The sequence below is a fragment of the Chitinophaga horti genome, from assembly GCF_022867795.2.
Taxonomy (GTDB): Bacteria; Bacteroidota; Bacteroidia; order Chitinophagales; family Chitinophagaceae; genus Chitinophaga; species Chitinophaga horti.
Genome location: NZ_CP107006.1, coordinates 250,060 through 274,056, shown reverse-complemented (window position 1 = coordinate 274,056; position 23,997 = coordinate 250,060). Strand labels below are relative to the sequence as shown.

Annotated in this window: 21 protein-coding genes; 8 read left to right on the top strand and 13 right to left on the bottom strand. The window is 46.7% G+C overall.

The window, feature by feature from the left end; translation table 11 throughout:
• Positions 1-45: 45 nt before the first annotated feature.
• The 4 genes from MKQ68_RS01255 to efp form a co-directional block, all read right to left on the bottom strand.
• Positions 46-1,098, bottom strand: a complete 1,053-nt coding sequence (locus tag MKQ68_RS01255; protein WP_244837250.1) for an AI-2E family transporter — start codon at positions 1,096-1,098, stop codon at positions 46-48.
• Positions 1,099-1,219: 121 nt separating this feature from the next.
• On the bottom strand, positions 1,220-2,557 hold the full coding sequence (accC, locus tag MKQ68_RS01250) for an acetyl-CoA carboxylase biotin carboxylase subunit (RefSeq protein ID WP_264281746.1): 1,338 nt from the start codon (positions 2,555-2,557) through the stop codon (positions 1,220-1,222).
• An 84-nt stretch (positions 2,558-2,641) separates the two neighbouring features.
• On the bottom strand, positions 2,642-3,118 hold the full coding sequence (gene accB, locus MKQ68_RS01245) for an acetyl-CoA carboxylase biotin carboxyl carrier protein (RefSeq protein WP_264281745.1): 477 nt from the start codon (positions 3,116-3,118) through the stop codon (positions 2,642-2,644).
• A gap of 68 nt (positions 3,119-3,186) precedes the next feature.
• Complete coding sequence (efp, locus tag MKQ68_RS01240; RefSeq protein WP_264281744.1) at positions 3,187-3,750, bottom strand: elongation factor P; 564 nt, start codon at positions 3,748-3,750, stop codon at positions 3,187-3,189.
• Positions 3,751-4,032: 282 nt separating this feature from the next.
• Between efp and MKQ68_RS01235 the strand changes: the two genes are divergently transcribed.
• The 4 genes from MKQ68_RS01235 to MKQ68_RS01220 all read left to right on the top strand — a co-directional run bounded on the left by MKQ68_RS01235 (position 4,033) and on the right by MKQ68_RS01220 (position 7,092).
• Positions 4,033-4,518, top strand: coding sequence for a peroxiredoxin family protein (locus tag MKQ68_RS01235; protein WP_244837257.1), 486 nt, complete (start codon positions 4,033-4,035; stop codon positions 4,516-4,518).
• Between the two features lie 81 nt (positions 4,519-4,599).
• On the top strand, positions 4,600-5,541 hold the full coding sequence (gene mdh / locus MKQ68_RS01230) for a malate dehydrogenase (protein ID WP_264281743.1): 942 nt from the start codon (positions 4,600-4,602) through the stop codon (positions 5,539-5,541).
• Between the two features lie 406 nt (positions 5,542-5,947).
• A complete protein-coding gene (locus MKQ68_RS01225; protein ID WP_244837259.1) occupies positions 5,948-6,532 on the top strand; it encodes a YceI family protein in 585 nt (194 codons plus the stop codon).
• 98 nt (positions 6,533-6,630) lie between these two features.
• A complete protein-coding gene (locus MKQ68_RS01220) occupies positions 6,631-7,092 on the top strand; it encodes a MarR family winged helix-turn-helix transcriptional regulator (protein ID WP_264281742.1) in 462 nt (153 codons plus the stop codon).
• A 200-nt stretch (positions 7,093-7,292) separates the two neighbouring features.
• Here the strand turns inward: MKQ68_RS01220 and MKQ68_RS01215 are convergent, their stop codons facing one another.
• The 3 genes from MKQ68_RS01215 to MKQ68_RS01205 form a co-directional block, all read right to left on the bottom strand.
• Positions 7,293-8,579, bottom strand: coding sequence for an MFS transporter (locus MKQ68_RS01215; protein ID WP_264281741.1), 1,287 nt, complete (start codon positions 8,577-8,579; stop codon positions 7,293-7,295).
• 24 nt (positions 8,580-8,603) lie between these two features.
• On the bottom strand, positions 8,604-9,311 hold the full coding sequence (locus tag MKQ68_RS01210; protein WP_264281740.1) for a DedA family protein: 708 nt from the start codon (positions 9,309-9,311) through the stop codon (positions 8,604-8,606).
• Positions 9,312-9,381: 70 nt separating this feature from the next.
• Entirely contained in the window at positions 9,382-10,629 is a 1,248-nt protein-coding gene (locus tag MKQ68_RS01205; RefSeq protein WP_264281739.1) for a dicarboxylate/amino acid:cation symporter, read from the bottom strand.
• Positions 10,630-10,912: 283 nt separating this feature from the next.
• On the opposite strand from MKQ68_RS01205, the gene MKQ68_RS01200 reads away from it, so the two are divergent.
• Together MKQ68_RS01200 and MKQ68_RS01195 are read left to right on the top strand one after the other, a co-directional pair.
• Positions 10,913-12,364: an amino acid permease gene (locus tag MKQ68_RS01200; protein ID WP_264281738.1), complete on the top strand. Its 1,452-nt coding sequence runs from the start codon at positions 10,913-10,915 to the stop codon at positions 12,362-12,364.
• Between the two features lie 152 nt (positions 12,365-12,516).
• Positions 12,517-13,230 (top strand): YebC/PmpR family DNA-binding transcriptional regulator, encoded by a 714-nt coding sequence (locus MKQ68_RS01195; protein ID WP_264281737.1) that lies wholly within the window; start codon positions 12,517-12,519, stop codon positions 13,228-13,230.
• A 206-nt stretch (positions 13,231-13,436) separates the two neighbouring features.
• Here the strand turns inward: MKQ68_RS01195 and MKQ68_RS01190 are convergent, their stop codons facing one another.
• Complete coding sequence (locus MKQ68_RS01190) at positions 13,437-14,390, bottom strand: D-2-hydroxyacid dehydrogenase (RefSeq protein ID WP_264281736.1); 954 nt, start codon at positions 14,388-14,390, stop codon at positions 13,437-13,439.
• Between the two features lie 818 nt (positions 14,391-15,208).
• On the bottom strand, positions 15,209-17,611 hold the full coding sequence (locus tag MKQ68_RS01185) for an alpha-ketoacid dehydrogenase subunit alpha/beta (protein ID WP_264281735.1): 2,403 nt from the start codon (positions 17,609-17,611) through the stop codon (positions 15,209-15,211).
• A gap of 230 nt (positions 17,612-17,841) precedes the next feature.
• Here MKQ68_RS01185 and MKQ68_RS01180 point away from each other — a divergent pair, with 230 nt between their 5' ends.
• On the top strand, positions 17,842-18,243 hold the full coding sequence (locus MKQ68_RS01180; protein WP_264281734.1) for a DUF1573 domain-containing protein: 402 nt from the start codon (positions 17,842-17,844) through the stop codon (positions 18,241-18,243).
• Positions 18,244-18,358: 115 nt separating this feature from the next.
• A complete protein-coding gene (locus tag MKQ68_RS01175; protein WP_264281733.1) occupies positions 18,359-19,555 on the top strand; it encodes a pyridoxal phosphate-dependent aminotransferase in 1,197 nt (398 codons plus the stop codon).
• 647 nt (positions 19,556-20,202) lie between these two features.
• On the opposite strand, the gene carA is transcribed toward MKQ68_RS01175, so the two are convergent.
• The 4 genes from carA to MKQ68_RS01155 form a co-directional block, all read right to left on the bottom strand.
• Positions 20,203-21,309, bottom strand: a complete 1,107-nt coding sequence (carA, locus tag MKQ68_RS01170) for a glutamine-hydrolyzing carbamoyl-phosphate synthase small subunit (RefSeq protein ID WP_264281732.1) — start codon at positions 21,307-21,309, stop codon at positions 20,203-20,205.
• A gap of 118 nt (positions 21,310-21,427) precedes the next feature.
• Positions 21,428-22,255, bottom strand: a complete 828-nt coding sequence (locus tag MKQ68_RS01165; protein ID WP_264281731.1) for a zinc ribbon domain-containing protein — start codon at positions 22,253-22,255, stop codon at positions 21,428-21,430.
• Positions 22,256-22,383: 128 nt separating this feature from the next.
• Positions 22,384-22,872 (bottom strand): 50S ribosomal protein L17, encoded by a 489-nt coding sequence (gene rplQ / locus MKQ68_RS01160; RefSeq protein WP_264281730.1) that lies wholly within the window; start codon positions 22,870-22,872, stop codon positions 22,384-22,386.
• 78 nt (positions 22,873-22,950) lie between these two features.
• Positions 22,951-23,946: a DNA-directed RNA polymerase subunit alpha gene (locus MKQ68_RS01155; RefSeq protein WP_264281729.1), complete on the bottom strand. Its 996-nt coding sequence runs from the start codon at positions 23,944-23,946 to the stop codon at positions 22,951-22,953.
• Positions 23,947-23,997: the final 51 nt, after the last annotated feature.

Genomic DNA, 23,997 nt, shown 5'->3' with positions numbered 1-23,997 from the left:
AGTGTTTTAGCTCAACGACGGCTTACTTCGCGTAAGCCGTCTTTTTTATTCCTCCGTGCCCAGTAAAATGGCCCATGCCCGCATAGTCGGCATCCTGTCAAAAATGATCTTTAACAATGCCAGCGCGGGAATAGAAATAAACATACCGCTTACGCCCCACACCATATTGCCGATAAACACGCCCAGGATTGTTACCAGCGCATTGATCTTTACTTTGGAACCCACGATGCGCGGAAGCAATATATTACTGTCCAGCAGGTGAATAATAAACAATGACAAGGCCGCCCAAACCGCTACCATGGCCGTATTCGTCGTGAACGTTACTACCAGGGTGAAGATCACTGTTACGATAAAACCGATATAGGGAATCACATTCAACAGCGCGCCAATAGTACCGAGCAGCATGGCATACTTTACGCCGATCAGGGCCAGTACGCTGCAATTGAGTACGGCAACCACCACCATTTCGATGAACAATCCCACTACATAACTTTTGATGATACGCCGCGTATCTTCAATAGCGCCATATACTTCGGTCACGTGCTCGCGGCGGAAAAGTTTTATCAGGAAGGCCACCAGCAGGCGGCGGTAGTATAACATGAAGAACGTATAAATCGGGATAAATACGATGAACAGCACCGTGGCCGATACGGACGAAAAGGTGTTGATCACCATTTGTGCACCACCGGCAATGCTGCGGTCTGCCAGGTCGTTCAGGTACCCCATCTGGCTTTCGGAACTGATGTTGAAGCGTTGATCGATCCAGCTGGTAAGCACGTCCGCTTCGGCCATCAGCCGCTGTTCCAGCAAGGGAATATCTGCTAAAAAGCCAGCCATTTGCATGGATACGAAGTAGAGGATACCACCCATAGCCAGTATAAAAAAGAATACCGCAATGAGTGCCGCCACAGATCGGGAAAACTTGATGCGCTCCATCAGCTGCGCGAGCGGCAGAAGTAATAGCGAGAACAAAAAGGCAAAGGCAACAGGGGCCAGCACTTCTTTGGTGACCTGCAGGATAAGGACGATCAGCACAAGGCTAAGCAACACGAGACTGAGTTTCGTGTAAAAGGGCGGTTTGCGTACGGCGGGTTTCATATGTTAAATATAAGCGGAATTGCCGCCTGTAGTAACAAAACCTTTGCCATGATGATGTTTTGATAACAAAAAAGGGGAGAACTGTACGTCCTCCCCTTTCATTGTAGTATTGTCTACCGGCTTACACCAGTTTAAAACCTTCTGTAAACTTGGTCGTAAAGTTGCCTTTACGGAAGTCTTCGTTGCGCATCAGTTGCTGATGGAACGGGATGGTTGTTTTCACACCTTCGATCACGAACTCGCTAAGCGCTCTTTCCATTGAATTGATGGCCTCTTCGCGGGTTTGCGCAATAGTGATGATCTTAGCGACCATAGAATCGTAGTAAGGAGGGATCACGTACCCGGCGTAGATGTGTGAATCTACACGCACGCCATGTCCGCCTGGCGTATGCAGTACGGAGATTTTACCTGGGGAGGGGCGGAAGTCGTTGTACGGATCTTCTGCGTTGATACGGCACTCGATGGCGTGCATCTGTGGCGTATAGTTCTTTCCGGAAATAGGGATGCCTGCTGCGATCTTAATTTGTTCTTTGATCAGGTCGAAGTTGATTACTTCTTCCGTAACACCATGTTCTACCTGGATACGGGTATTCATTTCCATGAAGTAGAAGTTGCGATGCTTATCTACCAGGAACTCGATGGTACCCACGCTTTCGTAATTGATGGCGGAAGCAGCTTTGATAGCAGCATCACCCATTTTCTCACGCAGTTCGGGCGTCATGAAAGGAGAAGGAGATTCTTCTACCAGTTTCTGGTGGCGGCGTTGGATGGAGCAGTCGCGCTCGGAGAGATGACATACTTTGCCGTATTGGTCGCCAGCTACCTGGATCTCGATGTGACGGGGCTCTTCCACGAATTTCTCCATGTAGATGCCATCATTGTTGAACGAGGCGCGGGCTTCGTTCTTGGCCATATTGTAGTTGTTTTCCAGTTCTTCTTCCTGCCAAACAACACGCATGCCTTTACCACCGCCACCGGCAGTAGCTTTGATGATAACGGGATAACCCATCGCCTGCGCTACTTTCTTCGCTTCTTCCACACTTTCAAGCAGGCCTTCGGAACCGGGAATAACCGGAACACCGGCTGCAATCATGGTTTCTTTAGCCGTCATTTTATCGCCCATTTTGCGGATCATGTCCGGTGTGGGTCCTATGAACTTTATGCCGTGTTCACCACAGATTTCAGCAAACTTGGCGTTTTCTGCCAGGAAGCCGTAACCCGGATGGATAGCGTCTGCATTGGTAATTTCCGCTGCGGCCATCAGGTGAGGGATGTTGAGGTAAGAGTCGCTGCTTTGTGGTTTGCCGATGCACACCGCCTCGTCCGCGAACTTCACGTGCAGGCTGTCTTTATCAGCAGTGGAATAAACAGCTACCGTTCTGATGCCCATTTCTTTACAGGTGCGGATAATGCGCAGGGCAATTTCGCCACGGTTAGCGATCAGTATCTTTTTAAACATTGTTTTTCGTAATAGGTTAAAAAAGCTAAAAGTTGGAAGGTTGTAAGGGCCAAACCTTACAACCTTCCAACTTTATCCGAAATTTTATGGTTCTACCAGGAACAGCGGCTGATCGTATTCTACCGGGGAAGCGTCGTCCACCAGTATTTTAACGATTTTACCACTTACTTCACTTTCAATTTCATTGAACAATTTCATGGCCTCGATGATGCAAACCACTTTGCCAGCGCTTACATCGTCGCCTACGTTTACGAACGGTGGTTTATCAGGACCCGCACTGCGGTAGAAAGTACCGATCATGGGCGATTTGATAGTGATCAGGTTATCTTTTGCCGCTGCTGCCGGAGCAGTACCCGCTGCAGGTGCCGCCTGGGCTGCCGGAGCAGTAGCCGCAACTTGTGCGATAGGTTGCGCATACTGTACAGGCGCCGGAACCGCTACTATTTGTCCTTCTTCTTTTTGTTTTATCGTAATCTTAAACTTGTCCTGCTCGATGCTCAGTTCACTGATGTTGGATTTGTTTACCATCTTGATCAGCTCCTGAATCTGTTTAAAATCCATGTAGGCAGTTTTTGGTTTTTAGTAATGAGATAGTTCTAGTTGGAAAAATGAATACTTGATATGGTAGCTTACTTCACTCTCTCGATATATTCACCGGTTTTGGCGTTCACGCGGATCAACTCGCCTTCTTCCACGAACAGGGGCACCATAACGGTAGCGCCAGTTTCAACGGTAGCGGGTTTCAGCGTACGGGTGGCGGTATCGCCTTTCATGCCTGGTTCAGAATAAGTAACCAGCATTACAATTTTGTCCGGCAGTTCAACAGACATATGTTGTTCTGTTTCGGTGTTGATGGAGATAGATACTTCCTGTCCGTCTTTCAGGAACTGGGGAGCATCGATCATATTTTCGGGCAAAGCGATCTGCTCGAAAGTTTCATTGTCCATGAAGTTGTATCCGGAGTCGTCCTTATAAAGGAATTGGAAAGGTTTCTTTTCTACGCGCACGGGGAAGATGTTATCGCCCGAGTTCCAGGTATGCTCAATAGTACGGCTATTGTCGACGCCCTTTAATTTTGCCCATACTTTGGCAGCAGCGCGGGCGGTTTTGTTCTGACCAAACTCTACAACAGAATACAAACTGTTATCCAGTTTGATGATTAATCCTGTTCTGATATCTGCGGTGGTAGCCATAAAACGGATACTGATTTAAAGTTAAAAAGTTATATTAGGATTGCAAAAGTAAAAATTTCTGAATATGAACAAACAAATTTGCCAGAATTAGCACGAAATCACCAGATTTTGAGCTTAAAACGGCCCGAAAGCCCCTGTTCACTACCGCAAAGATACGGTTGATACACATAAACCGGCCACACCTGGTAAATCTGTGCTAATTTAACCTGTCGGCGGCCGTTCACCAGCGATACCGTATATTGCAATAAGTTATTGTAGGACCGACTAAACCGGATTGTTATTATGAGATTTTTGAGTTTCCTTTTATTATGCTGTGTGATTCCCGCCCTGGCAATGGCCCAGGCCCCTGCAGAAAAATACCCTTATCAACAATATCCAACACCGCCGCCCTTTAAGCTCACGTTGCCCGATGGCAAAATGGCTACAGCCAACGAGCTGGGCAAAAACAAAGAGAAAATAGTGCTCATTTTCAGCGTGGACTGCGACCACTGTAAACACCTTACCCAGGATGTGCTGAAGAACATCAGCAAGTTTAAGGATAAGCAAATCCTGATGATCACTCCTTTCGGCCGCGAGCGGATGGTGGAGTACTATAAACAGTATAAGATCGCGAACTACCCTGGCATTACCATGGCCAGTGAGCCTACGCGGCAGATCATGAACTTTTACGGACTGCAGCAGTTCCCCGGCGTATATTTTTATGGCAAAAAAGGGAACCTGATCAACAAGCATTTCGAAGGCGACGTAAAGGCGTCTGACCTGCTTTAACCGCTGCTGCTGGTCTGTTTGAGGCTATTAATCGTTACATTTGATTGAATTATTCCCTCACTTTTAAACTTTGTACGTAAGATGAAAGTAACAGTTGTAGGAGCAGGAAATGTAGGCGCCACCTGTGCCAATGTACTCGCCCACAGAGATTTTTTACAGGAAGTCGTGTTGCTGGATATTAAGGAAGGTACAGCGGAAGGAAAGGCACTGGACACCTGGCAGCAAGCTCCGATAGACTACTACAGCACCAGGGTGACCGGCGTCACGAATGATTATGCCAAAACAGCCAACAGCCAGGTAGTGGTAATTACCTCCGGCCTGCCCCGCAAACCGGGCATGAGCCGCGACGACCTGATCTCCACGAATGCCAACATTGTTAAATCCGTTACGGAAAACATTATCAAACACTCTCCCGACGCCATTATCATTGTCGTTTCTAACCCACTGGACGTGATGACCTATTGCTCGTACCTGACCGCCAAGAAGGACAGCAACAAAGTGTTTGGTATGGCGGGCATCCTGGACACAGCGCGCTACCGTGCGTTCCTGGCCGACGAGATCGGGTGTTCTCCCAAAGACATTCAGGCGATCCTGATGGGTGGCCATGGCGATACGATGGTGCCCCTCCCCCGTTACACCACCGTTTCCGGCATCCCGGTAACAGAACTGGTGGCGCAGGATAAACTGGACGCCATCATTCAACGCACTAAAGTGGGCGGCGGCGAAATCGTGAACCTCCTGGGCACATCCGCCTGGTATGCCCCCGGTGCAGCGGCAGCACAAATGGTGGAAGCGATCGTGAAGGACGAAAAACGCATCTTCCCTTGCTGCGCCTGGCTTACAGGTGAATACGGCCTGAAAGACATTTACCTCGGCGTGCCGGTGGTACTTGGTAAAAAAGGTATTGAAAAGATCATCGAACTGCAATTGAACGCTGATGAACAGGCGCTCCTGAAAACTTCCGCACAACATGTGAAAGAGGTGATGGAAGTGCTGGATAAAATGGCAGTAGTGAACGCATAAACTGATACAAACAGATAGTGGGAAAGGGGGCGTTATGCCCCCTTTTCTTTTCCTAACTCCCACTTTAACAGAACATTAGGATTGCATGTTGCAACGCACATCTAATACTTTCGTAAATTAGAGTATCGAAACAATCCCCCCGTAAAGGGAATTAGGTTTGGCGTAAAAAAGGCGCAATATAGGTTTAAGGTTAGGCGATAAAGGCAGCTCACAAGGCTGCCTTTGTCATTTCTACCAATGGTAACCGCGTTGTAAGAACATCTTTATGCGGTACGCCATTTAATTTATAGAAATGCCCTAACTTTACTTAAGCGTTTGGGGATGAACGTTTGATCTGCATGCAGCGGTCAATTTTCCTACGTTTCGTTCCAATGCTTCGAAGGCCGGACACCACAAAGCATTTGTTATGAAACAAATACTATTGCTGTTGCTCGTATGCTGCCGGTTAACTGTTGCCGGTCAGCCAGCCACCTGGAAACTGGACAGGGTGCATTCTTCCGTAAAATTCGGCGTTACGCACATGCTGATTTCGGAAGTAGAAGGAAAATTTTCCAGTTATGATGGTACTTTCAAAAGTGCCAAACCAGATTTTACCGATGCCGTTATCAACTTTAACGTAGATGTACTCAGCATCGACACAGATGATGATAACCGGGACAAACACCTGAGATCGGCCGACTTTTTTAATGCGGAGGAGTATCCGAAGATGACTTTCAAGAGCACTAAGTTTACCCGGCAGGATGAAAACAGGTATTTACTTGAGGGCGACCTGACGATCAGGGGAATTACAAAGAAGACCAATTTCAACGTAACATTGGGCGGGCAAACGACCGACAGCAAAGGAAGAACGCACGCGGGCTTTAAGGCAAATACTTACATCAACAGGTTTGACTACAACCTCAAATGGGATAAAAAGACGGAAACAGGCGGGATGGTAGTCGACAAAATGGTAAACGTTACGCTCAACCTTGAATTTATCCGGCAGCCATAATCTTCGCTGTCATACCTGGAAAAAACCTGCAAACGTGTTGAAAAGCACGCGTTCAGACCTCGTATAATTTAAATTGCGCCATATTATTTTTGCTAAGTATGTCTAATATTGAAAAGCTCATTGCTACCAAAAATTTCACTAGCGAACATCATCGGGGCCTGGTAGGGCTCATTTTCGTCGGCAACTGGATCGTGAGCAAACACCAGCAATTTTTTAAGCAGTATGATATCACGATGCAGCAATACAACATTCTCCGTATACTGCGCGGTCAACACCCCAGAGCAGCCAACATCAACACCCTGAAGGAAAGAATGCTCGATAAAATGAGCGATGTATCACGCCTCGTTGAACGACTCCGTAAATCTGACCTGGTAGAACGTAAAAGTTGTGAGGTAGATCGCCGCGCCGTAGATGTAAAGATCACCGCTAAAGGCCTGCAACTACTGAAAACCATCGATGGAGAAATCGAAAAACTGGATGACTGCCTTAAATCTTCCCTCAACGATAAAGAAGTGGTGCAATTGAATAAATTACTGGATAAGGTTTTGAACGCATACTAGCTGTGTGCGACCGTCGGTATGGATTGACTCTTTACGACCATTGACAGCCTCACATTTTGATGCGCGTTACGGCGGGCCGATCTCCCGCTCGTTCGGTTTTGCTGATAGGTTCGTCCTTACGCAAGCGATCGAAAGAAGGTTGCGCTTAAAAACGAATGGCCAGGATCTATCCCGGCCATCCATCTTGTTATGTAATAATTTTATTGCTCTACGTAGTTCAGGTCTTTGCCAAACGTTTCCTCGATCCAGAAAGCGGCGATGAAAGCGATAGCGATGCAGATAAGACCTGTGATAAGACCGCTCTGCAGGTACGATAATCCGAACACCGTTTTTTGCAACATCACGAACAGTATCGAGATCAGGTTCAGCATACCACGGGCGAAGTTAGGCACCGTAGTCGCCGCAGTCGCACGCAGGTTCGTGCCAAACTGTTCGGCTGATACGGTTACAAATATGGCCCAGAACCCAACGCTGAAGCCCATCAACCCAATAATGCTGTAGAACATTGTATCGCTCACACCATTAGCACGGAAATATAACAGTACGCTGATAAGAGTGAGTGTATAGAAGATGTAGAGCACTTTTTTCCGGCTCTTTAACACCTGGCTGAAATAACCGCTGGCCAGATCACCCAGCGTGAGACAGGCATAACAGATCATGATGGCTTTACCCGGATCGATCGTTCCCTGCACGCCCATCTTTTCGGCAAAACGATCAGAGAACGATACGAGGATACCTACCACGTACCAGGTCGGCAAGCCGATAAGGATACATTTCAGGTAACGGAGCAGTCTTTCCCTGCTTGTGAAGAATTTGAAATAGTTGCCGCGGCTAATGCCTTCCTGCTGTTGCACGTTCTTGAACATGCCGGATTCCACCACGCTTACACGTAGTACCAGCAAAGCCAGTCCCAGTCCGCCGCCGATGAAGTAACAAACACGCCAGTTATCGCCCAGGGCGTTTGACACGAAGTAGGCGACTACTGCACCGGAGATGCCTACGCTGGCGACGATCATGGTGCCCAGGCCTCTTTTCTCTTTAGGCAGAATTTCGGACACCAGCGTGATGCCGGCGCCCAGTTCACCGGCGAGGCCTAAACCTGCGATGAAACGCCATACCATGTACCAGAAGATCGCGTTTTCGCCGCCGATCAGGCCATTCGCGATGTTGGCAACGGAATACAGGAGGATGGAGCCGAACAGTACGGACAGGCGGCCTTTTTTGTCGCCCAGTACGCCCCAGATAATACCGCCAACGAGGAGGCCGAGCATCTGGACGTTGATCAATTGCAGACCGACGCTTTCGATCTGTTCGGGCGAAAGGCCCAGGGAGGCCAGACTTTTAATACGAATAATACCAAACAACAGGAGGTCGTAGATATCAACGAAATAACCCAGGGAGGCCACAATTACGGCCGCATTGAATAGGGATACGGCTGGTTGCTTCGTACCAGCCGGAGTCACGAAAGGTTTTGTATCAGTTTTCATATGTGGATGCTAAAAAATTTCCTCTTAGAGGCCGGGCTCGGAAGGCGGCGTGTCGCCATCCGGACCAACGAAGTGGTCTTCCGGATGCTTCTGCTCTTTCGCCTTTGGCTTGCCGAACGCCAGCTTAATAACTACCGGCGCAGTGGTTACCACGATGATAATTATAATAATCAGCTCCAGGTGGTCTTTCAGGTTAGGCCAAACCTTATCCAGGTAGTGCCCTGCAAGCATCATAGAGAATACCCATGAGAAAGATCCGATCACGTTATAGAACATAAATTTCTTACGTTCCATTCCCACAACACCAGCAATGATAGGGGCAAAAGTTCTTACTACAGGGAGGAAACGGGCCAGGAATACGGCTCCGCCACCATGTTTGTTGTAAAAGTCCTGTGCCTGGTATAAATGTTTTTTCTTGAACAGGAATGTGTCTTTACGTTTGAACAGTAACGGACCTGACTTTTGTCCGAACCAGAAACCAACCATGTTACCGATTACACCGGTAATGGCGATCATCGTCATCAACACGAAAAAGGGAATATCATAAAAGCTTTGGCAAAGTCTGTCTCCATAAATACCGGCTACAAAAAGCAATGAGTCGCCAGGCAGGAAAAAACCCACAAAAAGTCCCGTTTCTGCAAACACAATGGCTAGCAGGAAATACAATCCCCCATTATCGATAATCCATTCGGGGCTAATAATGTGCTTAAGAAATTCAATAATCTGATCCATGCTAATCGGTTATTCCCGCGTATTTTATTTTTTGATGTCGAAAAATAAGCTTTTAAATGTTAAACGCCCGTTATTTTTCAGGTAAAGGTTGCGCCAGTTTTCCCTCCCATTTGGAAACGACCGTGGTGGCCATGGCGTTACCGATCACGTTAGTGGCCGAACGCCCCATGTCCAGGAAGTGGTCTATGCCGAGCAGCAGGAATAAACCGGCCTCGGGGATATTGAACATAGAGAGTGTACCGGCGATAACGACCAGGGAAGCCCTGGGGACGCCTGCTACGCCTTTGCTGGTGACCATGAGTACGAGCAGCATAGACATCTGCTGACCAAAATCCAGGTGAATGCCGTATGCCTGCGCAATGAAAAGGCTCGCGAAAGTCATGTACATCATGGAACCGTCGAGGTTAAACGAATAGCCGAGCGGCAATACGAAACTAACGATCCTGTTATCACATCCGAACTTTTCTAGCTGCTCCATCGTGCGGGGATAGGCCGCCTCACTGCTGGCCGTGCCAAACGCCATTGAAATCGGACGTCCAAGGCTTTTAATCAGATCAATTACACGTTTGCCGATAACCAGGTAACCTGCGGAACAAAGCACCAGCCACAAAATAGCCAGGCCAAGATAAAATTGACCAATAAACTTCAGGTAGGTCCAAAGTACATCGGCGCCCAGTTTAGCGGTAACGCCGGCCACTGCTGCAAATACTGCAAACGGTGCAAAGTTCATCACGTAGCCCGTCAGCTTAAGCATGACGTGTGCCACGCTATCCATCAGTTTCACAACTGGTTCTCCCTTTTCGCCAATAGCTGCAGTAGCCACACCGAAGAAGAGCGAGAACACGACGATCTGCAGGATTTCGTTCTGCGCCATCGCCTGCACGGCACTGTCAGGGAACACATGTATCAGGAAGTTCTGGAAAGTCATTTTGCCTTTTTCGAGCGCCAGCGTCTTATGAACGTCTGGCAAGGCCATGTCGAGCGACTCACCTGGTCGCAGAATGTTCACTAACACCATCCCTAAAAAGAGCGAAACGAATGTCGCAGACATGAACCATATCATGGTGCGGCCACCGATACGTCCCACCGCTTTTATATCGCCCAGTTTGGCCACCCCTACCACGAGCGTAGAGAACACAAGTGGAGCAATGATCATCTTCACAAGCCGGAGGAAGATCGTAGTGATGATAGAAACTTTATCGGCAAACGATTCCCTGGTAGCCAGGTCGGGCACCATCTGGAAATACAACAAGCCCGTCACCACTCCAATAATCAACGCCACAAAAATAAAAACCGTAAGCCGGTTCGATTTCTTCATACAGTTACACTTTAATTACCTAATCGTTAGCGGATATTGATGACCGCAAAATTTCCCAAAAATAAGGTTATGAATGAAATATCCGCTGAATTATTGGCTGACAATGGGTTTACAAACAAAATGCGGAAAAAAATAAGGCCCTGCCGTAAATGTTGAAGCACTGTCAATCCCGCCACAGTCGGTAAAATAAATGCACCGTTTTTGATTTTAGATACTATATTTGGCAATACTAGATAGATAAAAATAAACCTAATATCAACATCAACCACACAACAAAATTCTTATGAGCAAGATTTTTGCTAAAAAATCTCTTCCTTTATTATTAGCAGATGCATCAGAGTCAGAGAAGGGCCTAAAGAGAACGCTGGGCTCCGGGGCACTGGTTGCATTGGGTATTGGTGCTATCATCGGCGCCGGCCTTTTTTCCCTTACCGGTATCGCAGCTGCTGAAAATGCAGGCCCGGCAGTAACTATCTCATTTATATTAGCCGCAGTTGGTTGTGCTTTCGCAGGACTTTGCTACGCAGAATTTGCCTCCATGATCCCTGTGGCGGGCAGTGCTTATACTTACTCTTATGCTACCATGGGCGAATTTGTAGCCTGGATCATTGGTTGGGACCTCGTGCTGGAATATGCGCTGGGTGCGGCTACCGTAGCTGTAAGCTGGTCTCGTTACCTGCTTGAATTCCTTCACAAATTTGGTATTCATCTTCCGCAAAACCTGGTGTGCTCACCCTGGGAAACGCTGAAGCTGAGCGACGGCACCGTAATTAATGGAGGTATGTTCAACCTGCCTGCGGTGATCATCGTTATTCTGCTTTCCCTGTTGCTGATCCGCGGTACGAAAGAATCTGCTACACTGAACAACATACTCGTTATCCTGAAAGTTGCAGTAGTATTGGTTTTCATCGCATTAGGCTGGAGCCACATAGACCCTGCTAACTATACTCCTTACATTCCTGATAACACTGGTAAATACGAAAACTTCGGCTGGACCGGTATTGCCACCGGCGCCGCCGTGGTGTTCTTTGCCTTTATCGGTTTCGATGCCGTATCGACTGCTGCACAGGAAGCTAAAAATCCGGCCAAAGGTATGCCTATTGGTATTTTGGGTTCCCTGGTAGTTTGTACCGTACTTTATGTGCTTTTCGCACACGTAATGACTGGTTTGCTCAATTATAAATTGTTTGCGAACGATGCAAAACCTGTAGCTACGGCATTTGCCAAAACTGGTTACGACTTCCTGCAAAACGGTTTGATCCTCGCGATTCTTGCGGGCTATACCTCGGTAATGCTGGTGATGTTGATGGGCCAGAGCCGTGTGTTCTACTCTATGAGCCGCGATGGTCTGCTGCCTAAGTTCTTCAGCGAGGTGCACCCTAAATTCCGCACGCCATGGAAAACTAACCTGTTCTTCATGGTATTTGTAAGCATCTTCGCAGGTCTGGTACCGGTAAGCCAGCTCGGACATATGGTGAGCATTGGTACTCTGTTCGCGTTCGTGCTGGTGTGTGTGGGTGTAATGATCATGCGCAGAACAATGCCCGACATTCCGCGCGCATTTAAAACGCCGCTTGTACCGGTTGTACCGATCCTGGGCATACTGGTTTGTGGTTACCTGATGTACTCCCTCCCTGGTGAAAGCTGGCTGCGTCTTGCCGCCTGGCTGGCACTTGGCCTGGTGATTTACTTCACTTATGGTATCAAAAACAGCAAAATCAATGACAGGGCTTAACCAGCCATAGATATTAAAAAACCGCTTTCCTTACCGGGAAGCGGTTTTTCTCTTTTTATATGGCCTAAAAGACTTTATTTTTGCACCGCTAAACACCCGCGGCCTGTAACAAAGGGCTACGGTCCCGAGAAAACAGTATATACATCATTATCATGGGAAGAATATTTGAAGTAAGAAAGTCCACCATGTTTGCCCGCTGGGACAGGATGGCAAAACAATTTACCCGCATCGGCAAAGATATCGCTATTGCCGTTAAACAAGGCGGTGGCGACCCCGATAACAACCCCGCCCTGCGCAGGTGCATCCAGAACGCCCGCGGCGTAAACATGCCGAAGGACCGTGTGGAGGCTGCAATCAAGCGTGCTGTGGAGGGTAAAGACAAAACGAACTACGAAGAAGTTGCTTACGAAGGTTACGCACCACATGGCGTGGCGATTATGGTGGATACCACTACCGATAACACGACCCGTACCGTAGCAAACGTGCGTATGCACTTTAATAAAACCGGCGGCAGCCTCGGTAACAGCGGTTCCGTAGCTTTTATGTTCAACCGTTTGGGCGTATTCAAAATTAAAAACGAAGGTCTCAACCTGGAAGACCTGGAACTGGAACTGATCGACTTCGGTCTGGAAGAAATCGGGGAAGATAGCGATGGAAATATCATCCTGCGCACCACCTTTACCGAGTTCGGTAACATGGCGAAAGCCCTGGAAGAAAAAGGCATCACCCCCATCTCCTCAGAACTGCAGCGTATTCCGCTGAATACCGTGGAGCTGAACGAAGAGCAGGCGAAGGAAGTATTCGAACTCATTGATCGCCTGGAGCAGGACGATGACGTGCAGCAGGTGTTTCACAACATGAAGTAGTCGCATTTTTTTAGAATAATGAAGGCTGGTCGTTGAGACCGGCCTTTTTGTTTTTGTTGGTTTGTAGTTTACGACGCTGGATCTGGCGGCGGACGTACTGCGCTGTTTTGCGACGCCTTTGCCTGAGTCGCGCGCTGCACTTTTTACTCAGGAAACACTGCGTTTCAGTTTCCAAGGGGCCTGCGATGTTACGCCGACACGCTGCATTAGCCAACAACATGCTGCGGCCGCCCGTCCACAAACGCTTTCACGTTATCAATGACCACACTCATCAGCCTTCTACGCGCCTCGGTTGTAGCCCAGGCGATATGCGGTGTAATGATGCATTTTTTCGCTTTTAGCAGCGGATTGTCTGCCGCCGGCGGCTCCTGGGCCAACACATCCAGGCCGGCACCGGCGATTTGATTATTATTAAGCGCATCAGCAAGATCTGCTTCATTGATCAATGGCCCGCGGCTGGTATTCACCAGGAAAGCGGATGGCTTCATACGCGCCAGCAATTCTTTATTCACGAAACCTTTGTTGTCGTTATTTAACGGGCAGTGTAGCGATACAAAGTCCGCTTCGCTAAAGCAGGTTTCCAGGTCAACAAAACGCACGCCGACCATCTTATCCCTTTCGGGATGTTTGTGAGATGCGATTACCTGCATACCAAATGCTAATCCGAGGCGGGCCACTGCCTGTCCAATCTGGCCCAAACCAATAATGCCCAAAGTCTTGCCGCTCAATTCGGTAAGTGGGGCTTTCCAATAGCTAAAATCCTTGCTGCCCGCCCACTCTCCTTCCCGAACGCTGATGGCGTGCCTGCCAACGTTAAAGCAATGTTCCAATATCAATGAAAAAGTGAGTTGCGCTACGGATGCGGTTCCGTATGCAGGTACATTCGTGACGATGATGTTACGTCGTTTCGCCGCCTGCACATCCACGATGTTAAAGCCCGTGGCAGTGACGCCAATGTATTTCAACTTGTCCAGCGAATTGATCGTGGCTTCGTTCACGATGGCTTTGTTGGTTAATATGATATCAGCGTCCTTACACCTTCCGGCCACTTCGTGTTCAGCTGTTCTTTCATAAACCTTCACCTCACCTAACTCTTCGAGCGGTGCCCAGCTCAGGTCGCCGGGGTTTAGCGTTTTTCCATCCAATATAACGATCTGCATAGCTTATCACTTTGTTGCAGTTCAAATTAGTAATATTACTGTACTTCCACAAACGACGACGGGCCGTGCAGGAAAGCACAGCCCGTTTAACCTATGTTATGAAATCTAATTAACCAACAAACACTAACAATAACTTAGTTTCTTGAAGCGGTTATTTAGCTTATCGATTATAAAAGTGCCGTAAGCAGATTTATAAGTGCCGTAACAATATTTTCCGTCCAGCGAAAGGTTATGCTCCTTACCTAAAGGATGAATACCTTCTACTAGCCGAACAAATCGCATGCGCTGAACCTGTCCTCCACATTTAGTACACTTAATTTCTGCGAGTCTTTTGTGTGAGGTTACAATATTATCGCATCGTAAACATCTCATGTCCATAGTCAATGGTTTTATACTGGTTGAATGTTAATTTATATGGTCAGGATATAGTAGGGAACAACATTCAAGCATCAATTGGGAAAAGATGACTGTCCAATGGTGTGCTTCGTTTAAAAGGGGGGCCACCTTTAAAGATAGCCCCTTAGTCAGCCTATTTAAACCGTCTAAGCAATATCAAACAATTCACTGCTGTATGCTGGAACTAAGGTAGATAAATCGGGAGGCAGCACAATCGTTCAAAACTGTGGAAGGCGTATTGTATGGTAATGAATAGTTAATGACTGAGTGGGTGTAAATGAACGAGGATAACTAAATGCCATAATCGTCTACTAAACAATATCTTATGAATGGTATGGAATTTATCGTGCTTGTTAATAAAACGAAAACTCCCCTGAGCGAACATGGTCACCCAGGGGAGTTTGTTTATGCTTTTTTGATGCTTATTCTTCCATCATATCTACCACAACGGCAATTACATCTTCTACATTTGGCTTAGAGAAGTAATCCCCATCGGAACCATATGCCGGCCTGTGCGGCTGCGCTGATAAAGTTCTTGGCGATACGTCCAGGTGACGATAACCACCCTGACCTTCAATCACCTGCTGGAACATAAACGCTGTTCCACCTCCGGGTACATCTTCATCTACAAATAATATCCTGTTCGTTTTCTTAAGCGATTTCAGAATAGTTTGATGAATGTCGAATGGCAGCAAGGTTTGTATATCCAGTAACTCTACGGATATGCCCAATTCATCGAGCGTCTGCATCGCTTCTTCAACGACACGCAGCGTAGAACCGTAAGACACAATCGTAATATCTGAGCCTTCTTTCAACACATCCACCACACCTAATGGGACGGTAAATTCTGTTAAATTCTCAGGCATCGTTTCTTTCAGGCGATAACCATTCAGCGACTCGATCAGCAATGCCGGCTCATGTGCCTGCAGCAATGTATTGTACATACCAGCCGCCTGTACCATATTCCGCGGCACGCAGATATGAAATCCGCGTAGTGAATTTATGATCATGCCCATCGGCGATCCCGAGTGCCAGATACCTTCAAGCCTGTGACCGCGGGTACGTACGATAATCGGGCAGAACTGTTTGCCCTTAGTACGATATTGCAGCGAGGCAACATCATCACTCAAAGGCTGCAAACCATACAACAGGTAATCCAGGTATTGGATCTCAGCTATCGGACGTAAACCGCGCAACGCCATACCAATTCCCTGGCCCATGATCGTCAGTTCACGGATGCCTGTATCGGAAATACGTAATTTACCATGCTTTTGTTGCAAGCCCGCAAAGCCCTGGTTCACATCACCGATTTTTCCAACGTCTTCTCCAAAAGCAAATACGTTCGGATTATTGCTGAACAGTTCATCGAAATACCTGTTAAGCACTTCGTAGCCATTGAGGACCGTTGGCTGAGAACCGTAGTAGGCCGGCACTTCCGGAACGTTCAACGCAGAGTTGGCGCCCGTCGCATGGAGGTAAGAATTATAATTATCACGCTCTGTTGCCGACTGGGCATTATAAAATGCTTTCAGGTCCTGGAGCGCAGGTGATTGCTGTTTTTTATTTCGTACTAACACGCTGGCCATAGCTTTCAGCACATCTCTGCGAAGTGGTTCGCGATTAGTCGCCAGCTCCTGACGGATGCGTTCAACAAATGCAGTATCAACACTTCCTTCATCAACAACTGCTTTTAACAGGGCAATTGCTTGTGCAACTTGCTGTTTAACTGGTGTGATGTATTTATCCCAGGCACGTTTCTTTGCTTCAAGTACAACTGACTTCGCGGTAAGTTCTACTTCATGCAACGTTGCATCATCAGCTAATGCGTTGCTGATAATCCACTGGCGGAATTTAAGATTACAATCAAACTCCTTTTCCCAGCTCAGACGTTCTTTGCTCTTATATCTTTCATGCGAACCGGAGGTGGAGTGCCCCTGTGGCTGCGTGATCTCTTCTACATGAAACAATGCTGGCACGTGCGTTTCGCGCACTTTACGAAGTGCTTCTTCGAACACTTCACACATCCCGGCATAATCCCAACCCTTTACATTATATATATCCCAGCCATTGGATTGCTCCGACTTCCGGAAACCTTCCAGCGCTGCACTAATAGAGCCTTTGGTAGTTTGGTGCTTGCGCGGTACGGAGATGCCATAGCCGTCGTCCCAGACAAATACGGCAAGCGGTACCTGCAACACGCCGGCCGCATTAATGGTTTCCCAGAAATGGCCCTCCGAGGTAGATGCATCGCCAATAGTGGCGAAGCAAATCTCGTTACCGTTATGTGATAAATGCGAAAGCGATTTCAGCTCGTCTACTTCCCTGAACAGCTTGGAAGCGTATGCAAGCCCAAGTGCACGCGGCATCTGCGCCGCAGTAGGCGCCATATCTGCTGCAGTATTCATCATGGCGGTAAGTGGCAACCAGTTACCGTCTTCATCGATATTAGGCGTGGCAAAATGAGAGTTCATTTGCCGGCCTGCAGAAAACGGATCGTTCTCAATATCTGGATCTGCATATAGCTGGGAAAAAAATTGTTCCATATTCGCGATCCCACTCGCAAACGCAAACGTCTGATCGCGGTAATATCCCGAGCGAAAATCGCCAGGCTTGAAATATTTAGCCATGGCAATCTGAGCGATTTCTTTACCATCGCCAAAGATGCCAAATTTAGCCTTCCCCGTCAACACTTCCTTCCTCGCCAAAAGGCTTACTTCCCTGCTTTCGCAGGCGAGCCGGTAATCATTTAATATTTCCTTGCGGAACTGCTCGAATGATAACTGGCTTTCCTTATTCATAGCTAATAGTTCGTTGTTTTCTATCATGCCTGTCCGGTTAAAACACAAATGTAAGGAATAATACTTTGTTCGCTAATGCTTTAGCTGCATCGCGCTCCTTCCTTTGCAGTGGCGCTTCTCTACTCAAATTATTTATTTTTTTAAGAAGATTTTAATAATTTCTGACGGATCACAAGGTTTTTGGCCGTAAATTTGTTTAAATAGAAATTGAAACCGATTTTGTTTTTAACCAATCGTTTTTAAAACCACTTAAAAAGATGAAAAAATTTATCTTATCCCTATTTGCAAGCATGCTGTTAACAACAGCGCTTTGGGCTCAGGCTCAGACTGGTGCGCCCGCTAACCCGGTTGACGCCAAAATCAAATTCACAAAAGAAACAGTTGACTTTGGCAAAACCAAACTCAATAAGCCTGTTAGTGCTGAATTTGAATTTGTGAACGTTAGTAAGGAGCCGGTAATTATCGAAGCCGCTCGTCCGAGCTGTGGTTGCACCACTCCAACCTGGACCAAAGAGCCGATTCTGCCTGGTAAAAAAGGTAAGATCACTGCGAATTACAGCGCTAATGCAGTAGGTAAACAACAAAAGACCGTTTGGGTGAAACTGAAGGGCGTGGATCAGGATAAGGAATTGCACCTTGAAGGTATCGTAGAAAACTAAACCTGATTTATAAGATCTTGAAAAGCTGTTCCTGATGGAGCAGCTTTTTTTATGTCATCCATTTAAAGGCAGCCACATAAGCGCTACCTTTGCACTTCAAAAGTATAACAAAATCATGCCTACCATTAGCCAGAGGGGCGAACAGATGCCCGCCTCCCCAATCCGGAAGCTGGTGCCATTTGCCGAAGCAGCCAAGAAAAAAGGAGTTAAAGTATACCACCTGAACATCGGACAACCCGACATCGAAACGCCGCAACCCGTGCTGGATGCGGTGCGTCATTCTGATTTCAAGATCCTGGAATACAGCCACAGCGCGGGTAACGAGAGCTACCGCCGCAAGCTGACAGGTTACTACAAGAAATTTGATGTGGAGGTTAACCATAATCAGATCATTGTAACCACCGGCGGATCGGAAGCGATTCTTTTCGGCTTCATGGCCTGCCTCGATCCGGGCGACGAAGTCATTATTCCCGAGCCCTTCTACGCTAACTATAACGGTTTCGCTGTTGCAGCAAATGTACATGTTAAACCCATCACTTCTTCCATCGAAACGGGCTTCGCGCTGCCTCCTATCGAGCAGTTCGAACAGCTAATCACGCCTAAAACGAAGGCGATACTTATCTGTAATCCCAACAATCCAACCGGTTACCTGTATAGCCGCGAGGAAATGGAGGTATTGAAGCAGCTGTGCCTCAAATACAATCTTTTCCTTTTCTCTGACGAAGCATATCGTGAGTTTTGCTATACTGGCAAACACATCTCTGCTATGAACCTGGAAGGAATGGAGAATAACGTGATCCTGATGGATACCATATCTAAGCGTTATAGCGCCTGCGGTGGCAGAATCGGTGCCCTGGTAACAAAAAACCAGCAGGTACTGGATGCGGTAATGAAGTTCGCACAAGCCCGCCTGAGCCCTCCCAGCTTTGCGCAGATCGCCGGCGAAGCTGCCGTAGACCTCCCAGATGATTATTTCGACGATATTAAAGCTGAATATCAAAGCCGTCGCGACATACTTGTTTCGTTGCTGAATAAAATACCGGGTGTTTACTGCCCTAATCCAGGCGGTGCATTCTATGCTATGGCTAAACTGCCGATCGATGACGCGGATAAGTTCTGCCAATGGATACTGGAGTCTTTCTCTTACGAGCAGCAAACGGTCATGGTTTCACCCGCTACTGGTTTTTATGCCACTCCAGGTTTGGGCAAAAATGAAATAAGATTGGCCTATGTTTTGAATAAAGAGGATATAAGGCATGCGATGACCTGCCTGGAAAAAGCATTGGAGATTTACCCGGGGCGGATTAACTAGGCTACGTTAACATTTCGAAGGCTAAAGTTAAAATAAGATTAAATAATTGTTTAGGCAGACTGAATTTTTAGTGTCGGAATTACGCTTTAAAAGGACTAATATTATATTATAAATAATTCAATATTTACTTTTTATACCACTTTCATGATATTTTGCGATTAAAATTTGTTTTGGAACAGTTTTATAAGTAAGTTTACATCATGAAGCGAACGAAATGGGAGAAAGATTTAAAAATTAGAAATATTTAGATATTAGTTCTTAACGGTTCATTCGGCTTTTGCAAAAATTTAACTAATATAATTTTGACAATTCAAAAAAAGGTTGGAAATTTGCAGTATAACAAACGACCAATAAAGTGTAGCTAACTAAAACGTTTTAGCAAACCACTTTCAAAATATTTTGTATCAGTTTTTCATAACGTGGAATTTATAAAGGCAAACGGCTCCGTTCTCGGGGCCGTATTTTTTTGTCCACTCCTCACCGCTCAAAGTAACAATTACATAAAATGATATTGGCAAAGGACCGTGTACCTTTGCATCAGTTTTCATAACGTGGAATTTATAAAATAGTAAGGTCCCGATTCCTCGGGACCTTTTGGTTTTCTACATACTAATCGAACAGTATCTTATTAAAAGGATTCAACGCTCCTACATATTCGCTTTAATCATCGTAAAGAAGTCATCGAACAAATACCTTGAGTCGTGCGGACCTGGAGTTGATTCCGGGTGATACTGCACAGAGAACGCAGGCTTGTTCTTGATCCTGATACCTTCTACAGAGTTATCGTTCAGGTTAACGTGCGTAACCTCTACATTTTCTGATTTGCTAACCGCTTCCGCATCAATGGCAAAGCCATGGTTTTGGGTGGTAATTTCGCAACGGCCGGTCAATAGGTTTTTAACCGGATGGTTCAGTCCACGGTGACCGTGGTGCATTTTATAAGTCGGGATGCCGTTAGCAAGCGCCAGCAATTGGTGTCCAAGGCAGATGCCGAACATTGGACGCTCAGCTTCCAGTATCTTTTTGATATTATCTACTGCATAAGTCAATGGTGCCGGATCGCCAGGACCGTTAGAAATGAAGTAAGCATGCGGCTGGAATTTCTCCGTTTCCTCAAAAGGCGTATCTGTAGGGAACACCTTCAAATAAGCGCGATCGGAGAGGCATTTCAGCATGTTGCGCTTCACACCGTTGTCCATCACAGCAATGCGGATTTCTGCATTAGGATCACCAACAGTATAGGCTTCGTCGGTGGATACTTCTGCACACAGGGCCTGGCCTTCCATAGATGGAACTTTAGCCAGTTCTGCCTTAAGTTTCGCTTCGTCAAGTATTTCGGAAGAAATGATACAGTTCATTGCACCTTTGCTGCGTACGTGCGACACGAGCGCGCGGGTATCGACATCATAGATCGCTACCAGGTTATTTTCAGCCAGGAACTGCTCCAAAGATTCGTCTGCCTGCTTGCGGGAGTAGTTGTACGAAATATTTTTACAGATGAGACCACTGATCTTCACAGAACTGCTCTCTACATCCTCCTTCTTCGTGCCATAGTTACCTACATAACAATTGTTCATGATCAATACCTGTCCCTTATAGGAAGGATCGGTAAACACTTCCTGGTAACCCGTCATTCCAGTGTTAAAGCAAAGCTCACCGGCGGCAGTGCCGATCTTTCCAAAAGCTTTACCATGGTAAACAGTGCCATCTTCTAACATCAGCATGGCAGGCTGGGTGGATCTTGACTGAGGCATTCTTCTTACTGTCTTATTTTTGTGGTGCTTCCGGCCGGTCCGAAAGTACCGGTTAAAAAAACTCCGCAAAGGTACGAAATCGAAAGACGATTGAGAGAAAAATTTTTAAAAGGGTTAATTAAAGCTTTACAGACCGGATAAAACGGCCAGCAACCGTACTTCCCGTATCGTCAGCCGCCCCATAGATCGACATCACCTGGTAAAGCTCGTTGTCTTTAGCTATGCTCAGGGTGATAAATTGTAAAGCCGTACTTTTCCTGTAAACGTAACTACCCTTTTGTAAGATAGCAGGTGTGCCATTAACCGATATTTCCTGGCGGGTGAAATCAAATTGGCTTACGTCTGGTTGCTGTTGTAAGCTATTGATGGTACCGTCGGCTGCCCCATTTAGGTCCGTAGTAATCCCATCATTATATATGGCCTTGCTCACAGCGATCTTCATTCCATCCTTCTCGGCATTTTCGTACGCGTGCATATCTTTGATGTGCTGCTGTACGTCAGGGGGTAAGTCATATTTCCTGGCAGTTAAGTTCACGGGCGTTTCGATCGTGAAGTTACTTCCTGTAAAAGGGGTAAACGTTTTCCACGACCCAGTCAACCATTCCGCCGGCGCCTTTACTTCATTAAAGGATTTGGCTACCCGTTCTCCCAGGCGGCCTGCGAATCCCGCAACCACAACCCCAACGACAATCGCTACGGCAATAGCAATGATCCGTTTCACCTTAGGTGATGTTTTACTGCGACGGAATTGTTTCTGGCCTATAGCGGCATCATCCCCGCTAAGTCCAACCTCCTGCTTAAATTTTTCGAAATCAGATTGCGGATGCGTAAGCTTCCAGGTACCAAAATTATCCTTCAACTTTTTACCGCAATGTTCGCAGAAAGTAGCGTATTCGGATTTGAGCGGATTAAGATAACCGCAATTATCACATTTTAAATAATGCATAGGTGTTGTCGGTTTTCGCTTATAGGATAGACAGATGACGAAGTCAAAGATACAAATACCCTGCCACATATAAAAAAAGGACAAAGCGTAATGCTTTGTCCTTTATAACAAGAAGATTATAGTAACAACTATTCAGCTGCTTTTTCTTCTGTAGCTTCTGCAGCTGGAGCTTCGCCTTCTGCTTTCTTCTTCGCACCACCGGCACGACGAGTTTTCTTAGCAGGAGCAGCTTCTTTCGCAACTGTTTTACCGTAAACCTCGTTGAAGTCCACCAGCTCGATCATTGCAACCTCAGCAGCATCGCCCATACGTTTACCCAGCTTAATGATGCGGGTGTAACCACCAGGACGGTTAGCGATTTTCTCGCTGATAACACCGAACAGTTCTTTGATCGATTCTTTATCCTGAAGATAGCTGAATACGATCCTGCGGTTGTGCGTGTTATCTTCCTTCGCTCTTGTCAGCAGTGGCTCAACGTATACACGCAGGGCTTTGGCTTTAGCAAGAGTGGTAGTGATACGCTTGTGGCTGATCAGTTCCATAGCCAGATTGCTCATCAGGCTTTTGCGGTGGGCCGATTTACGGCTCAGTCTGTTTAATTTAACTCCGTGACGCATGACATTGTTGTTTTATTCCCCTGTACCGTGTCAGGAATTACAGGGTACTTGTTTAATTATAGATAAGTAGTTTAACGACTACTCTTCGTCCAGTTTCAGTTTGGAAAGGTCCATACCGAAGTGAAGACCTCTTTCGCCCAGCACTTGTTCGATTTCGCTGAGAGATTTCTGACCGAAGTTCCTGAACTTCATCAGCTCTTCCTGCTCGTACTGTACCAGTTCGCTCAGAGAGTTAATTTTCGCAGCTTTCAGACAGTTGAACGCACGTACGCTCAGGTCCAGGTCTTCCAGCGGAGTTTTCAGGATCTTACGGAGTTGCAGTGTTTGTTCGTCCACTACATCTTCTTTCTCAGTGTCTTTAGTATCGAAGCTGATGTTTTCATCTGTGATGATCATCAGGTGTTGGATCAGGATGCGGGATGCCTGTTTAACTGCCTCTTCCGGGTGAATGGTACCATCGGTAACCACTTCCATGATCAGTTTTTCGTAGTCAGTTTTCTGCTCTACACGCGTGTTTTCGATGCTGTATTTCACGTTTTTGATCGGCGTGAAAACAGAGTCGATTGCGATGTAGCCGAAAATGGCATCTTTGGGTTTGTTTTCCTCTGCGGGCACATAACCACGGCCTTTACCGATGGTCAGTTCGATGTCCAGTTTAGCGGACGGGTCGAGTGTGCAGATCAGCAGCTCGGGGTTCATGATCTGGAAAGAGTTAGTGGCTTTCTCTATCATATCGGCGCGGAACTCCGTTTTACCTTTAATAGAGATCTGCACTTTTTCGTTACTAACTTCATTCTCAACGATCTTCTTGAAGCGCACCTGTTTCAGGTTCAGGATAATCTCTGTCACGTCTTCAGTAATCCCTTTCAGGGTAGCAAATTCGTGATCGGCGCCTTCAATCTTTATACCCACAATGGCATAGCCCTCCAGAGACGACAGCAACACACGACGAAGTGCGTTACCGATGGTCACGCCATAACCTGGTTCTAACGGACGGAACTCGAATTGAGCTTCGAAGTCGGTAGACTTCTGCAAAACGATCTTGTCAGGCTTTTGGAAATTTAAAATTGCCATTGATATGATAGTTTTAAGATTTGAATGTATGATATATAATATCGGAAATGT